Consider the following 13,451-nt stretch of genomic DNA (forward strand, 5'->3'; position numbering starts at 1 on the left):
TACATAAATAAAACGCTTTATTAATTTTAGCAGGAGGGATAAGATGAATGCAAAACGATGGATTGGCCTCGCTATAGCAGGTGTCCTTTTATTAGCAGCAACACTCGTATCTTTTTTTCAAGCATCTATGGAAGAATCTTTTGAAGGCTTCTTTGGCGGAGCAGGAGAACCCTTTCATGAAAAGATTTTGGAAACTGGAACAGGCAGCGGTAAAATTGCCGTTATTCATGTAGATGGGATCATACAGAGTGGTGCTTCTGGTGGGCTTTTAGCTGGTGGTTATGACCATCAGATGCTGTTGGATCAGCTTGATTATGCAGCAGAAGACCCAGAAGTACATGGTATCGTGCTAAGAGTGAATACTCCTGGTGGTGGCGTTGTAGAAAGTGATGAAATTCATGATAAAGTGGCGACTGTTCAAGAAGATTATCACAAGCCCGTTTACGTGTCCATGGGAAGCCAGGCAGCAAGTGGCGGTTATTATATTTCAGCACCTGCTGAACAAATTTATGCTAATCCGCAAACAATTACGGGGTCCTTAGGCGTCATCATGTCCTCAATTAATATCAGTGAGCTTGCTGAGAATTGGGGTATTCAAGAAGAAGTGATTAAAAGCGGACCTTATAAAGATATCATGTCTTCAACGAGAGATATGACAGATGAAGAAAGAGCCATTTTGCAAGATCTTGTTGATGATGCTTATGAGCAATTTGTTGATGTTATTGAGGCAGGTAGAGATTTTGAGCGTGATGAGGTATATGATTTAGCAGATGGCCGTATATATACAGGTTCTCAAGCTCTAGAGCAAGGGTTAATTGATGGGCTGGGTCATCAGGATGATGTGGTTCAAGCACTTGAAGAAGCATTAGGTTATGGAAACTTAACTGTAGTGGAATACGAAGCGAATATCGGCTTTTCCTCATTACTAGGAATAAAAATGAATGAGTTATTTAGTAATCAAAGTCATTTAACAGATATAGAAAGCTGGTTCCGTCAAAATCAAGGCGCACAGCTAATGTATTTATATACTGATTGAGGTGATAGCTGATGAGTGAAGATATCCATAACGAAGAACCTATTGAAAATCAAGACATTAACAGCAGCGACACGGCAGAAGAAATCACCATTCTATATGCAGGATTTTGGATGCGTTTTTGGGCCTATGCTGTTGATTCGATAGTGGTGTGGAGTATTAATGGTGTCTTATTTGTACCATTAATGGCTCTCACTGGGGTGGCGAATGTTACTTGGGGGACAATAGCGTTAGCAGCAATTGTCGTGTCTATTGTCTCGTTTGTGTATTTTTCAATTATGACTAAAATGCTTGGTCAAACCCTAGGCAAGCTCATTTTTGGGATTAAAGTTTATAGTTATGATAAAGAGGAGCTTACATGGTTAGATGTTATCTTTAGAGAAGTTGTGGGACGGTATCTCCATCAAGCGCTTCCGATTTTATTCCTCCTTTATACGATCGTTGCTTTTTCTCCTGAAAAAAGGGGAGTCCACGACCGTTTAGGCAATACATTTGTAGGACTTGAACCAAGGCGTTCCAAAAAGATGATCGTTCATCATCATCCAACGCAAGAACCACTTACCTGATAGCTATTGCTATCAGGATTTTTTTATGTTTTTTGGTCATGCTAAGACTGGAAGATGATGGACTTGGGGTGAAAAAATGTTTACGATTGCTAAAATAATCATTTTTATAATCGTTGTTTTATTAGTTTTGATCATGTTTTTAACTCTAACAGTAAATGTCTCTTTTCATCAAAGAAATAAACAGATTGATGGAAAAGTAACCCTATCACTTTTGTTTCGCCTCATTCGCTATACGATCACTATTCCATCTGTTGCAATGGATGATGAGTCACCGTCACTTGTTTTTAAAGAAGAAAAAAGTGGCATGGGAATGGAAGAGCAAAAACAGGAAAAATTAAGTTACTTGGAGGTAATCAAAGATATAGAATTATTTCAGCATTTTTTAGAGGAAACGGTCGGCTTTTATAACATTGTGACATACTTTTTATCTAAAGTGCGTATCACTTCCTTATCATGGGAAAGTAAAATTGGCGCTGGAGACGCTGCTAAAACAGGTCAACTTTCAGGAGCGGTTTGGTCACTTAAAGGAGCCTTTTTAGGGATCTTATCAACAAAAGTCATCGTTACTAAGCGTCCTAAACTTCAAGTAGATCCTATATTCCAAGGATTTATGTTTGGAACCTTGTTTCAATGCATGCTTTCATTTCGAATCGGTTATGCTATCCATGCGGCTATTAAAGTATGGCGTCACAAAAAACGTGGGAAAGACCTTAAAGAGAAGTTATTAAAACAAAGGAAAGGCAGTGATGTCGATGTCTGAACATCCTATTCAAGGATTAATGAAGACTGCAATGGAAAATTTAAAGGAAATGGTTGATGTTAACACGATTGTTGGAGATCCAGTAGAAACACCTGATGGAAGCGTTATTTTACCTATTTCAAAAGTAGGGTTCGGTTTTGCTGCTGGTGGCAGTGAATTTGTATTAAAAAACCATCATCTCAGTAGTCCGGGGCAGAGACATGCTGAACATGAAGAGGGAAAGCATCCTTTCGGTGGAGGTAGCGGCGGTGGAGTGTCTATCACGCCTATTGCCTTTTTAGTTGTAAATGGCCATGGTGTGAAAATGTTGCATCTTGACCATACTGCCCATTTATATGAAAAGTTAATGGAGTTTACACCGCAAGTTGTTGAAAAGATTCAGCAAATGATGCAATCGGCAGGCGTAAGAAACCAGACACAAACGCAACCAACGACGCCGCCTAATATGGAAAAACCGTTTGAATTTTAAAGGCATGTTTTATGCTAAGGAAAAAATAATTCCGTTGCCACATAAAAAGTGAACAAGCACATTACTATTTTTAGTAGTAAATGTTGTGGTACTCTTATTAAGAAAGAATAACTCTTAATAGGAGGCGATCTCATAATGCCAAAGGTAACATTTAAAGAACAGCCTGTAACACTTGTAGGAGATGACATTTCAGTAGGAGACAAGGCACCAGATTTCACCGTTTTAGCTACCGATTTATCTGAAATAACATTATCTGATTCGAAAGGTAAGATTAGATTAATTAGTGTTGTTCCTTCTATCGATACAGGTGTTTGTGACCAGCAAACACGCAGGTTTAACGAAGAAGCGGCTAAATTAGAGAATGTTGAAATCCTCACAATTAGTGTTGATTTACCGTTTGCACAAAAAAGATGGTGCGCTGCAGCCGGGATCGATAATGTCCAAACATTATCTGATCATCGAGACTTAGATTTCGGTAAAAAATATGGTGTTGCCATTGAAGAACTCCGCCTGCTAGCTAGAGCGATATTTGTAGTAGACAGTTCAGATACTGTTGTCTATGTTGAGTATGTTCCAGAAGTAAGTCAGCATCCAAACTATGAAGAAGCCATTAATGCGGTTAAAAACGCTAAATAAATTCCTAATTAAAAGTACCTCTTACGGGGTGCTTTTTTTGTGGGGATTAGAGGAGAGCAGTGTGCTTTAAGGCGACAAGAGGCCCATATAATGAGTTAACTTTTGTCATTAAGGTAGAAATCTAATACAATATGTACGAAGCTCATTGACTATAAGGTCTCGAGTTAGTTAGGGATTATATACGACTGACGATTATAAGGAATAACAAAAGGACGTGATGGACGTGCAGGAAGCTACAATGACTGAGACAATTTACAATGTATTAGATCAAGGTGCTGAAATAGTAAAAAGTGAGAAAGATATATTGTATTTAGAAGCATTAAGCTATATGGGAGAGATGATGTTTAACAGACACACTGATGAAAGCCTTCAAGGTAGTGAGAAGTTGGACAAGCTATTAAGTGGTTTGCCGGATAAAGGGGTAAAAACAAGGGAAAATTACCGAAGAGCGATGCAACTAGCTGTTTTGAAAGGAATGCGCGAAGCAACTCAGCCTCATCATGCTATGACACCTGATGCAGTAAGCTTATTTATAGGCTATATTGCTAATAAAGTACTCAGTCATGATGATAAGACCAAGCATGTGGTCATGGATCCGGCGGTAGGGGTAGGAAACCTTATGACAGCAGTGTTGAATCAATTGGAGAAAGAAGCGCTTTTTGTAGGAGTAGAACCTGATGAAACACTCTTAAAGTTAGCCTATGCAAATGCCAATTTACAGACCCATGATGTAGAACTTTTTCATCAAGATAGTGTGAGCAGCCCGTTAATAAAGGAAGTAGATCTCGTTGTTTCTGACCTTCCTGCAGGTTACTATCCGAACGATGCAATAGCAGAGAAATTTGTTACTAAGGCAGCTGAGGGTCATTCATTCGTTCATCATCTCCTAATTGAGCAAGGTGTTAAACACGTGAAAAAAGGAAGATTTCTTATTTTCCTTGTCCCTAACACCCTTTTTCAGAGTGAACAGTCGAAACAGCTTCATACGTTCATAAAACAGGAAACGATTATTTATTCATTCATGCAGCTACCTTCATCAATGTTTAAAAATCAAGCTGGCGCAAAGAGTATTCTTGTTTTAAGAAAGCAGAGCGAAGGAATAGTAGCACCAAAGCAAGCGTTATTAGCAGAACTACCCTCATTTTCGCAGGAAGGCTCTCTAGCTGATATGATGGGGCGGATTTCGACATGGTTTGATGACCATCTCAAAAGAGATCATTAATTTGTCACAAATATGTCACATTTACACGAACTGTATTACTTTCAATTTTAATTTTTATCTGTATGAGAACAGTCAGAAGTGCTTTGGGCTTTGAAGGGCTGAAATTGCAACGTTTTCTCAAGGGGAGGTGTTATAGTTCTGTATTAAAGAGTTTATTGAAACAGAGGTTGCAATCTTAAACATCTCATGTTTTAATTATCTATGGTATAACAAAAATAGTATAACGTCTTAAACTATAGAAGATTGAAGGAGAGAAGTGAATATGTCGAAAATTATGGCTATCAATGCCGGCAGCTCATCATTGAAATTCCAGTTGCTGGAGATGCCTGAAGAAAAAGTGGTAACGAAAGGAATCGTGGAACGGATCGGACTTAACGATTCTATCTTTACCATTGAAGTGAGCGGCGAGAAGAAAACTGAAACAAAAGATATTGACGATCATGCTGAGGCAGTGAAAATTTTGCTTGATAAGTTAATTAGCTTTGGCATTATTAAGTCGTTAGACGAGATTGAAGGAATTGGCCACCGTGTCGTTCACGGAGGAGAAAAATTTAATGACTCAATCTTGATTACTGAAGAGGTGATTAACGGTATTGAGGAAGTGTCTGAACTTGCGCCTTTGCACAATCCAGCTAACTTAGTTGGAATTCGCGCTTTTAAAGACATTTTACCTAATGTGCCCTCTGTAGCAGTGTTTGATACAGCTTTCCATCAAACAATGCCTGAGAACTCTTACCTATATAGTTTGCCATACGAGTATTATGAAAAATACGGCATTCGTAAATATGGATTCCACGGGACGTCTCATAAATATGTTTCTGAACGTGCAGCTGAAATGCTTGGCCGTCCGCTTGAAAACTTGCGTCTTATTTCTTGTCACTTAGGAAATGGGGCAAGTATCGCAGCTATTGAAGGTGGAAAATCAATCGATACATCAATGGGCTTCACGCCTCTTGCCGGAGTTACGATGGGAACACGTTCGGGAAATATTGACCCTGCTTTAATTCCTTATATTATGGAAAAAGCAGATTTATCAGCTGAAGAAGTTATGAATGTATTGAACAAAAAGAGTGGTATGCTTGCTTTATCAGGCTTCTCCAGTGATTTGAGAGATATTGAAATGCAAGCAGAAGAAGATAATGGACGGGCACAATTAGCACTGGGAGTATTCACATCACGTATCCATAAATACATTGGCTCTTATGCTGCACGTATGCACGGTTTAGATGCTGTTATTTTTACAGCAGGTATTGGTGAAAACAGTAGCACGATTCGTGAACAAGTCTTAAAAGGGTTAGAGTTTATGGGGATTTATTGGGATCCATCTCTCAATAAAACACGTGGGAAAGAAGCATTTATTAATTACCCTCACTCGCCTGTTAAAGTGATGGTTATACCTACAAATGAAGAAGTTATGATTGCTAGAGATACTGTAAGACTTTCTCATAATTAAGAGTGACAAAACCCCTTTAGGAAAAACATCCTATTGGGGTTTTAATAGTCATGCTATCAGATACTCAATGTCACATGTTGTTAGCTATATGATCGGCGTCAAGCAGAGATGGTAATGTCGTCGCCAGCTCGATACCATATCCATAAATCATTAATAATTGAAGCTAATTCTGCAATATCCCTGTTAAGTTTACAGCTTTTTTCGAAGTTTTCTTCACGGTAAAGGGCGTTTTGTAACTTATTAATTTTACGTTCTATTTCCTCAATTCTATCTGGGATTGTGCCGCGTATTTTCTCCCAAGTCACTAAAATAGCTGTTTGTTCAAGAAGGGACAGCTCCTCCCATGTTCCTGAAAAAGAAGGTAGCCTAATACCGAGTCTGGCGTCATACGAAAAGCACATAGTGTCCTCCTCTTCATCTTTAAGAATCCGTTCGTACAATAAGCACATCACATTTAGCATGCCTCGTAATATGCTCGGAAACACTTCCAATTAAAAAGCGTTCAACGGCATTTAAACCAGTTGCACCTGTTACGATGAGGTCTACTTCATACTTCTTTGCGACTTCTTTAGCAATTTTCACCTTAGGAGAACCGTAATCAAGAATGAGAGTGACATCATTTAATCCGTCGTTTTGTGCTAATTTCTTGTACTCTTCAAGCATGTCACGAGCATATTTTTCAGCCTCGGAAAAAATCGTTCGATCATAATGTTCAACGGATGCAAACGTACGAGTGTCGACGATATGAGTTAATAACAGCTTTGCCTCATGATCTTTTGCAAGTAGGAGCGCTTTTCGAAATGCTCTTTTTGCCTCGTCTGAACCGTCAACAGCGACTAAAATGTTATCGTATTTAATTGACATAGGAAGGCCTCCCTTTATAATTTGGTAAAAATTGATTCTACACTTCCATTATAACAAATACCCTTTTAAACAGAGGAGTATTCTTACATTAAATATGACAACCTGTGACTATTAACGCTTTGTGTCTGAGTAAATGTTTTTACTTTCAAAGCTTACACTAAGTATAATAAAAACAGATAACCTTATTCAATAAACAGATCTAAATAGAAATGAGGGAGCACACATGCGCCACGCATTAATAACGGCTGGGTCTAAAGGTTTAGGGAAAAAGGTAGCAGAAGCTCTGCTTAATCATGGATATTCGTTAACAATTAATTATAAAAGTGATGAAGAGGCTGTGAGACAATTAAAAGATGACTGGCGAGATAACATACAACACATTCAATTTGTTAAAGGAGATGTGACTAAGAAAGAGGACTTAGTCAAGCTTGTGAAAAACGCGTATGAACGTTTCGGTAGAATTGATGTGTTGATACTAAATGCTGGTCCTTATGTGTTCGAAAGAAAAAAATTAGTTGATTATACAGATGACGAGTGGGACGAGATGGTAAGTGGCAATTTATCTTCTGCATTTCATCTGTTTAAGTGTGTGATACCGTATATGAGAGACCAACAATACGGCCGTATTATTACCTATGGCTTTCAAGATGCACAGAACGCGCCAGGGTGGCTATATCGATCTGCTTTCGCCGCAGCTAAAGCTGGCCTAGTGTCATTAACAAAAACAATCTCCATTGAAGAGGCTGAACATGGTATAACAGCAAACATGGTATGCCCAGGTAAAATAACTGGAGATATGAAAGAAGCTTCTATACAGGATGCTGTAGAGGATAAAGAAACACCGGTGGGCAGGTCAGGAACAGGAGAAGATATTGCTAGAACTGTGATGTTTTTATGTGCGCCAGAGTCTGATATGATTACCGGGAGTGTTTTAGAAGTAACAGGTGGAATAAACGTGTTACATAAATATAGATAAAACATGTATATGATCCATTATTTACCTCATACTAATCATGAGGTGATGAAAATGAAGAGATGGAGAGGCTCTAGAAGGTGGCAAGTGATCCTGGTTTTAGGATTGATAGCCAGTATAGTCACTTATCAGCTTCACGCCTATGCTGATAGCTATCCTTGGCTTGAGGATATGACGTTAGATGTTAAAATTGAAACGGATACAACCATTTATGAATGGGAATATGAAAATCCGAATAGCTTTGAATATGAAGAGGGCAGTCTGATTAAAAGAGGGGAAAAAGCAAAAGACTCTTTTGAACACTTGTTACAAGTCCTTGACTTAACGCAATCACAGATTACTGATGATATGGTGAGTGAGTTATCTAAGGAATTTAAACAAATTAGACGAATAAGTGCTCGACGAGTTGATGGCGATCATTGTTTGCAAACATGGGTGTGGAATCATAGTGGCAACGACGAGTAACGTTAAAGTTAGGCCCCTCAGAGAAGCAACTCTGAGGGGCCTAGTTTAAGGGGGCGTATTAGGTCGATGTGACAACAGTTAGTTCTTTTGTAAATTGAGTTAAGACCTCATAACCCCCCTCTGTTATAAGAACATCGTCTTCGATTCTCACTCCTACACGATTAGGAATGTATATACCTGGTTCAATAGTGATAGTCATCCCTTTTTCAAGCGTTTGTTTATTTGTGCTAGTTAATGAGGGAAATTCATGAACGTCTATCCCTAAGCCATGTCCAATTCGATGGGGAAAGTATTCTCCAAAATGCGCTTTTTGAATAATGTCCCTTGCTGAATGATCTAACTCTGCAATGGGGAGTCCAGGTTTACATTTAGTCAGGGCTTCTAATTGGGCTTCCTGCACGGTTTGATAGATCGCTTTATTATCTGCAGTGACATGATCAAAGAAGACGGTCCGTGTAATATCAGAGCAATACCCTTTCCAGACAACTCCCAAATCAAATAAAACAGCATCTCCTTTTTGGAGTGATCTGTTTCCTGGTATACCATGAGGGTCACCTGCTTTTTCGCCGAATAACACCATCGTTGAAAATGACATCTCCCGAACGCCTTCTTTTTTTAGTGAGTATTCAATAGAAGCCAGTACCTCCATTTCAGTTATACCTTCTGTTAACGCTGCGATACCAGCTTTCACACCTTTATCTGCAAAAGTAGCAGCTTCACGCAATAATTGTTGTTCATAAGGGCTCTTTAGAATTCTCAATTGATTGAGGTATGTATCCGCCTCACAAAACTCAGCTTCTGGAACGATAGACTGCCAACATTTAAGCCGTTCCCATGATAGAGAGGATTCGATAGCAATAGTATGAAGACGTATTTTGCTTTTTTTTATGTAGTGAGCTAGTTTTTCCCACGGGTTTTCTGTGTCATCGTACCCGATGATGTCGCCTTCAGTAAACAATGACTTAACTTGGTTTACCTCCATATTAGGGCATATGAGTAGTGGATGATGGTTTTTAAACACAATGACTGACACGAGACGTTCATGAGGATTGGTGTCAAACTGACTTAAATAAAAAACATTAGCGCGTGTTTGGACCATCAAAGCATCCACATTTTCATTTTCTAATTGATGTTTAACTTGTTGTAGACGCTCAAACATGTATGTGCCTCCTTTAAAATATGAGTGTAGCCTATAATCATTTTATCACAGATAACCGTCCGTAACCCTCCCGGCTCAAAATAGAGAGAAGAGATAATCTAATTAGACGCGAATAACGGAAGCTAATGTCCTGATTCACTCGGGCCAACAGGATGTTGGTCACACAAGCGTTTTCGCAGGACGCGAAGACGTTAGCTTGTGTTCCTTATCAGTGGGAGAAGAACGAAAACCTCCACTTCTTGAAGGTTCGTTTTATCATTATTTAAAACCTACGTCATAAATGAAAAGAAAATGAAGGATTTCTGTCCATTTATATCAAATAAAAGCATAATGAGAGAGAAAGCAGGGTAAGGGGAGAAGAGAACTATTTTTATAAAGGAGAGGACATGTATGAAGGTATCTTATCATGGACATTCTGTTGTAAAGATTGAAACGAATGGGACCAATATTTTCATCGACCCGTTTATTACGGGGAATGGAATGACAGATCTTAAGGCCGACGATACGAAGGCAGATGTGATTTTACTCACTCATGGGCATAATGATCACGTAGGTGATACGATCGACATTGCTAAAAGAAATGATGCTTTAGTGGTTGCCCCCTTTGAATTAGGAACATATTTAGGATGGCAGGGGCTTAACGTGCATCAAATGCATATTGGTGGTACATTTGAATTTGGCTTTGGAAAAGTTAAACTGACGCAAGCCTTTCATGGTTCTTCTTACACGGAGGAAGAAAATAAACGTATCATCTATACAGGTATGCCAGCAGGAATTTTATTTTCGGCTGAAGGGAAGACAATTTACCACGCAGGAGATACAGGACTATTCTCTGATATGAAGTTAATAGGGGAACAGAATGACATTGATTTGGCTTTTTTACCGATCGGTGATAACTTTACAATGGGGCCAGAGGATGCCTTAATTGCTGCTAAATGGCTTGGAGCAAAACAAGTTGTTCCAATTCATTATAATACGTTCCCTGTCATTGAACAGGATCCAGAAGCATTTGCAAACAAAGTAAGCTCAGGAAAAGGACTGGTTTTAAAGGCGGGAGAAGAGCTGGAGTTAGTTTAGAAAAACCTCGGTTTGAAGTGATGATTATGTGCAAGCCACACGATAAGATGTTATGAACATCATAACGAGCTGAGCCCTTGTCTAAAAAGGGTTGTCAGCTCGTTTTACGTAAATACTATAAAGGGAGAGTTTAGTATGTTACTCATGTTATTAAAACCCCCATGGGAGAGAGGAAAAGCTCTAATACGTTGAGTGTGAGAACTAAGTGTGTCTACTTTGCATGTAGTTCAACACTTCCTGTTCGTATTGCTTACCTAAGTAAACACCATCTAGCCTTGTTGCTTCTGCAGCAGCGTATTTTTTTTCAAGTAATGGCATTAATTCATCCCAGATGAGCGCCCTTTCTGCATAATCACGATCGAAATTAAGCATAAATTCTTCAATAGTCAAATTTAGTCCTTCTGACATTCCTATAATGGAGGCTGGTAAAGAATTTTCATAAATCTCGAGGTTATAGCTTGCCTGCGAGTCGATATCTTCATCAGTCATAACGACGCCGTATTGCCTTTCAGCGTATTCTTTCCAAGCCGCTTCATATTGTTGACGGGCATAAGCCATCTCAAATATCTCATCTTCTGTCCATGGCTCATTATACTCATGTTTTTGTATGTAATAGCGTACATACCACCGGAGTAAGTCGTCACGATTAGGACGGTAAAGGGGTGTGGCTTCATTAAAAATGTCTAGTGCTTGTTCAGTTAATGCCTGATAATCTTCCACTGTTAAGCTTGCTTGGTTTTCCCCTATTATGACTTCCACAGGGTTACTTTCTTCATTAGCTGTCTCGTTGATATTCTCATTTTCTCCATTACATGCTATGACGAGAATGCACGTGCTACATAACGAGATTAATTGAAGTATTTTCACTCTTAGTCTCCTCCTCTCAGTGGGGTGAGTCAAGTGCACCTCAGTATTAATTCTAATCGGTTCGTTTATCTAAGAAATGGCTAACAGATAGACATTGATTATATTTAATCCTAGATTGGTGCTTGATGTCAAAAGTTCTGACGATTATACTTGTAATAGTACAGGCGTGAAGAAGTGAGTGAACAGTTTATACTTGAGGGAGTGAACCCTAATATGACAAAGCATGAACAAATATTACAGCACATCCGTTCATTAGACGTAGGAAATAAAATTTCTGTTCGACACATTGCTAAAGTGCTGCATGTAAGTGAGGGAACAGCATATAGGGCAATTAAGGATGCAGAAAATCAAGGGTTAGTGAGTACGATTGAACGTGTAGGGACGATTAGAATCGAAAAGAAACAAAAAGACAACATCGAGCGACTTACATACGCTGAAGTCATTAATATTATTGACGGATCTGTTTTAGGAGGGCGTAACGGACTCCATAAAACGTTAACTAAATTTGTTATTGGAGCTATGAAAGCGGACGCGATGATGCGTTATATTGAAGCGGGCAACCTTCTCATCGTCGGTAATAGGGAAGAAGTACATAAGTTAGCTCTTGAAGAAGGCTCAGCTGTTCTTATTACAGGTGGCTTTGATACGAGTGAAGAAGTAAGACGGCTTGCTGACTCACTTGATCTACCTATTATTTCTACCTCGTATGATACGTTTACGGTAGCGACAATGATTAATAGAGCCATTTATGATCAACTGATCAAAAAAGAAATTATTTCTGTAGAAGATATTTTAATACCAGTTGAAGAAACGAATTATTTAACCATCTCCCATACTGTGGAAAAATGGCATGAATTAAATAAACAAACGAATCATAGTCGATATCCAATTGTCGATAACGAGTTAAGGCTTCAAGGAATCGTGACAGCGAAGGATGTTATCGGTGTTAATCCTTTTATAGAAATAGAAAAGGTCATGACGAAACAGCCTATTACCGTCACGAGTCAAACGTCAGTAGCTTCTGCAGCTCACATAATGGTATGGGAAGGAATTGAACTTCTACCTGTTATCACATCGTCAAAAAAATTAATCGGAATTATTAGTCGACAAGATGTTTTAAAAGCGTTACAAATGATTCAAAGGCAGCCTCATGTGGGGGACACGATCGAAGACCTAGTGACCCGCCATTTGGAGGATATTTCAACGTCGAAGGATTTTGCCTTTCAATTAGAGGTGACCCCTCAAATGACGAATCACCTTGGGACTATTTCATATGGTGTCATGACTACGATTGTAACAGAAGCAGGGAGTAGAGCCCTAAGAAAGTATAAAAAAGGTGACTTAGTTGTAGAAAATATCACCCTCTTTTTTATTAAACCGGTGCAAATTGAATCCGTGATGCAGGTGCGACCAAAAGTATTAGAAGTTGGACGGAAATTTGGAAAAGTGGATGTTGAACTTTATCATGATGAGCAAATCGTCGGTAAGGCTATGCTCATGGCTCAGCTGATTGATAGATAAGTGCTTCTACCGACAGAAAACACAGCGTTTAATAAAACGCTGTGTAAGTCAAATCTAGTTCGTTTCAGTTGATGTTGCTTTTGGGGAATAGTTTTTCAGAAGGCGATATTGTTTCCAACCAACGAAGACGTTGATACTCCCAACCACAAGGAAAATAAGGGCTACAACAGCGGCCACAGATGATTGGAGACTCATGTAGCTGTTGATTCCAAAGGAAATTAGGAAAATTCCTATAGCTATACTGCTTTTAAGCGAGTAACTGCGTTTTACTAGTGGTTCAACTTCTCGAGACTGTTGAACTTTTAAATAGACAAAGGCAACGAGAGAAGCGAAAATTAAGGCAACTAAAAACATAGTGAATGCTCCTTTAAAATACAAGATAACCT

Annotated in this window: 16 protein-coding genes; 11 read left to right on the top strand and 5 right to left on the bottom strand. The window is 38.9% G+C overall.

Going from position 1 to position 13,451, the window contains the following annotated elements:
- Positions 1–43 precede the first annotated feature (43 nt).
- The 7 genes from sppA to BK581_RS18325 all read left to right on the top strand — a co-directional run bounded on the left by sppA (position 44) and on the right by BK581_RS18325 (position 6,139).
- Entirely contained in the window at positions 44–1,036 is a 993-nt protein-coding gene (sppA, locus tag BK581_RS18295) for a signal peptide peptidase SppA (protein WP_078579521.1), read from the top strand.
- 11 nt (positions 1,037–1,047) lie between these two features.
- Positions 1,048–1,599 carry an RDD family protein gene (locus tag BK581_RS18300; RefSeq protein ID WP_078579522.1) on the top strand — a complete coding sequence of 184 codons (552 nt, stop codon included), beginning with the start codon at positions 1,048–1,050 and terminating at the stop codon, positions 1,597–1,599.
- Between the two features lie 76 nt (positions 1,600–1,675).
- Complete coding sequence (locus tag BK581_RS18305; RefSeq protein WP_078579523.1) at positions 1,676–2,359, top strand: DUF2953 domain-containing protein; 684 nt, start codon at positions 1,676–1,678, stop codon at positions 2,357–2,359.
- A complete protein-coding gene (ytfJ, locus tag BK581_RS18310) occupies positions 2,352–2,828 on the top strand; it encodes a GerW family sporulation protein (RefSeq protein WP_078580022.1) in 477 nt (158 codons plus the stop codon). The genes BK581_RS18305 and ytfJ overlap by 8 nt, the downstream gene beginning before the upstream one ends.
- A gap of 135 nt (positions 2,829–2,963) precedes the next feature.
- Entirely contained in the window at positions 2,964–3,464 is a 501-nt protein-coding gene (tpx, locus tag BK581_RS18315; RefSeq protein WP_078579524.1) for a thiol peroxidase, read from the top strand.
- A gap of 238 nt (positions 3,465–3,702) precedes the next feature.
- On the top strand, positions 3,703–4,686 hold the full coding sequence (locus BK581_RS18320; RefSeq protein ID WP_078580024.1) for a class I SAM-dependent methyltransferase: 984 nt from the start codon (positions 3,703–3,705) through the stop codon (positions 4,684–4,686).
- A gap of 262 nt (positions 4,687–4,948) precedes the next feature.
- A complete protein-coding gene (locus BK581_RS18325; RefSeq protein WP_078579525.1) occupies positions 4,949–6,139 on the top strand; it encodes an acetate kinase in 1,191 nt (396 codons plus the stop codon).
- 98 nt (positions 6,140–6,237) lie between these two features.
- On the opposite strand, the gene BK581_RS18330 is transcribed toward BK581_RS18325, so the two are convergent.
- Positions 6,238–6,540, bottom strand: coding sequence for an ABC transporter C-terminal domain-containing protein (locus BK581_RS18330; RefSeq protein ID WP_078579526.1), 303 nt, complete (start codon positions 6,538–6,540; stop codon positions 6,238–6,240).
- 19 nt (positions 6,541–6,559) lie between these two features.
- The gene (locus BK581_RS18335; protein WP_078579527.1) at positions 6,560–7,003 is read right to left on the bottom strand and encodes a universal stress protein; all 444 of its coding nucleotides are present in this window, start codon (positions 7,001–7,003) and stop codon (positions 6,560–6,562) included.
- Between the two features lie 223 nt (positions 7,004–7,226).
- Between BK581_RS18335 and BK581_RS18340 the strand changes: the two genes are divergently transcribed.
- Both BK581_RS18340 and BK581_RS18345 read left to right on the top strand, forming a co-directional pair.
- On the top strand, positions 7,227–7,979 hold the full coding sequence (locus tag BK581_RS18340; RefSeq protein ID WP_078579528.1) for an SDR family oxidoreductase: 753 nt from the start codon (positions 7,227–7,229) through the stop codon (positions 7,977–7,979).
- A gap of 51 nt (positions 7,980–8,030) precedes the next feature.
- Positions 8,031–8,441, top strand: a complete 411-nt coding sequence (locus BK581_RS18345) for a hypothetical protein (RefSeq protein ID WP_143709709.1) — start codon at positions 8,031–8,033, stop codon at positions 8,439–8,441.
- Positions 8,442–8,499: 58 nt separating this feature from the next.
- On the opposite strand, the gene BK581_RS18350 is transcribed toward BK581_RS18345, so the two are convergent.
- Entirely contained in the window at positions 8,500–9,600 is a 1,101-nt protein-coding gene (locus tag BK581_RS18350; protein WP_078579530.1) for a M24 family metallopeptidase, read from the bottom strand.
- A gap of 390 nt (positions 9,601–9,990) precedes the next feature.
- On the opposite strand from BK581_RS18350, the gene BK581_RS18355 reads away from it, so the two are divergent.
- Entirely contained in the window at positions 9,991–10,677 is a 687-nt protein-coding gene (locus BK581_RS18355) for a metal-dependent hydrolase (protein WP_078579531.1), read from the top strand.
- 201 nt (positions 10,678–10,878) lie between these two features.
- On the opposite strand, the gene BK581_RS18360 is transcribed toward BK581_RS18355, so the two are convergent.
- Positions 10,879–11,544 (bottom strand): hypothetical protein, encoded by a 666-nt coding sequence (locus BK581_RS18360; RefSeq protein ID WP_078579532.1) that lies wholly within the window; start codon positions 11,542–11,544, stop codon positions 10,879–10,881.
- A gap of 213 nt (positions 11,545–11,757) precedes the next feature.
- On the opposite strand from BK581_RS18360, the gene BK581_RS18365 reads away from it, so the two are divergent.
- Positions 11,758–13,065, top strand: a complete 1,308-nt coding sequence (locus BK581_RS18365) for a DRTGG domain-containing protein (RefSeq protein ID WP_078579533.1) — start codon at positions 11,758–11,760, stop codon at positions 13,063–13,065.
- Positions 13,066–13,119: 54 nt separating this feature from the next.
- On the opposite strand, the gene BK581_RS18370 is transcribed toward BK581_RS18365, so the two are convergent.
- The gene (locus BK581_RS18370; protein WP_078579534.1) at positions 13,120–13,419 is read right to left on the bottom strand and encodes a YtpI family protein; all 300 of its coding nucleotides are present in this window, start codon (positions 13,417–13,419) and stop codon (positions 13,120–13,122) included.
- Between the last annotated feature and the right edge of the window lie 32 nt (positions 13,420–13,451).

This window comes from Salipaludibacillus agaradhaerens, assembly GCF_002019735.1.
Classification (GTDB): domain Bacteria; phylum Bacillota; class Bacilli; order Bacillales; family Salisediminibacteriaceae; genus Salipaludibacillus; species Salipaludibacillus agaradhaerens.

Coding starts and splice junctions, on each gene's coding strand:
- sppA (WP_078579521.1), top strand. CDS start 44: ATGAATGCAAAACGATGGATTGGCCTCGCTATAGCAGGTGTCCTTTTA.
- BK581_RS18300 (WP_078579522.1), top strand. CDS start 1,048: ATGAGTGAAGATATCCATAACGAAGAACCTATTGAAAATCAAGACATT.
- BK581_RS18305 (WP_078579523.1), top strand. CDS start 1,676: ATGTTTACGATTGCTAAAATAATCATTTTTATAATCGTTGTTTTATTA.
- ytfJ (WP_078580022.1), top strand. CDS start 2,352: ATGTCTGAACATCCTATTCAAGGATTAATGAAGACTGCAATGGAAAAT.
- tpx (WP_078579524.1), top strand. CDS start 2,964: ATGCCAAAGGTAACATTTAAAGAACAGCCTGTAACACTTGTAGGAGAT.
- BK581_RS18320 (WP_078580024.1), top strand. CDS start 3,703: ATGACTGAGACAATTTACAATGTATTAGATCAAGGTGCTGAAATAGTA.
- BK581_RS18325 (WP_078579525.1), top strand. CDS start 4,949: ATGTCGAAAATTATGGCTATCAATGCCGGCAGCTCATCATTGAAATTC.
- BK581_RS18330 (WP_078579526.1), bottom strand. CDS start 6,540: ATGTGCTTTTCGTATGACGCCAGACTCGGTATTAGGCTACCTTCTTTT.
- BK581_RS18335 (WP_078579527.1), bottom strand. CDS start 7,003: ATGTCAATTAAATACGATAACATTTTAGTCGCTGTTGACGGTTCAGAC.
- BK581_RS18340 (WP_078579528.1), top strand. CDS start 7,227: ATGCGCCACGCATTAATAACGGCTGGGTCTAAAGGTTTAGGGAAAAAG.
- BK581_RS18345 (WP_143709709.1), top strand. CDS start 8,031: ATGAAGAGATGGAGAGGCTCTAGAAGGTGGCAAGTGATCCTGGTTTTA.
- BK581_RS18350 (WP_078579530.1), bottom strand. CDS start 9,600: ATGTTTGAGCGTCTACAACAAGTTAAACATCAATTAGAAAATGAAAAT.
- BK581_RS18355 (WP_078579531.1), top strand. CDS start 9,991: ATGAAGGTATCTTATCATGGACATTCTGTTGTAAAGATTGAAACGAAT.
- BK581_RS18365 (WP_078579533.1), top strand. CDS start 11,758: ATGACAAAGCATGAACAAATATTACAGCACATCCGTTCATTAGACGTA.
- BK581_RS18370 (WP_078579534.1), bottom strand. CDS start 13,419: ATGTTTTTAGTTGCCTTAATTTTCGCTTCTCTCGTTGCCTTTGTCTAT.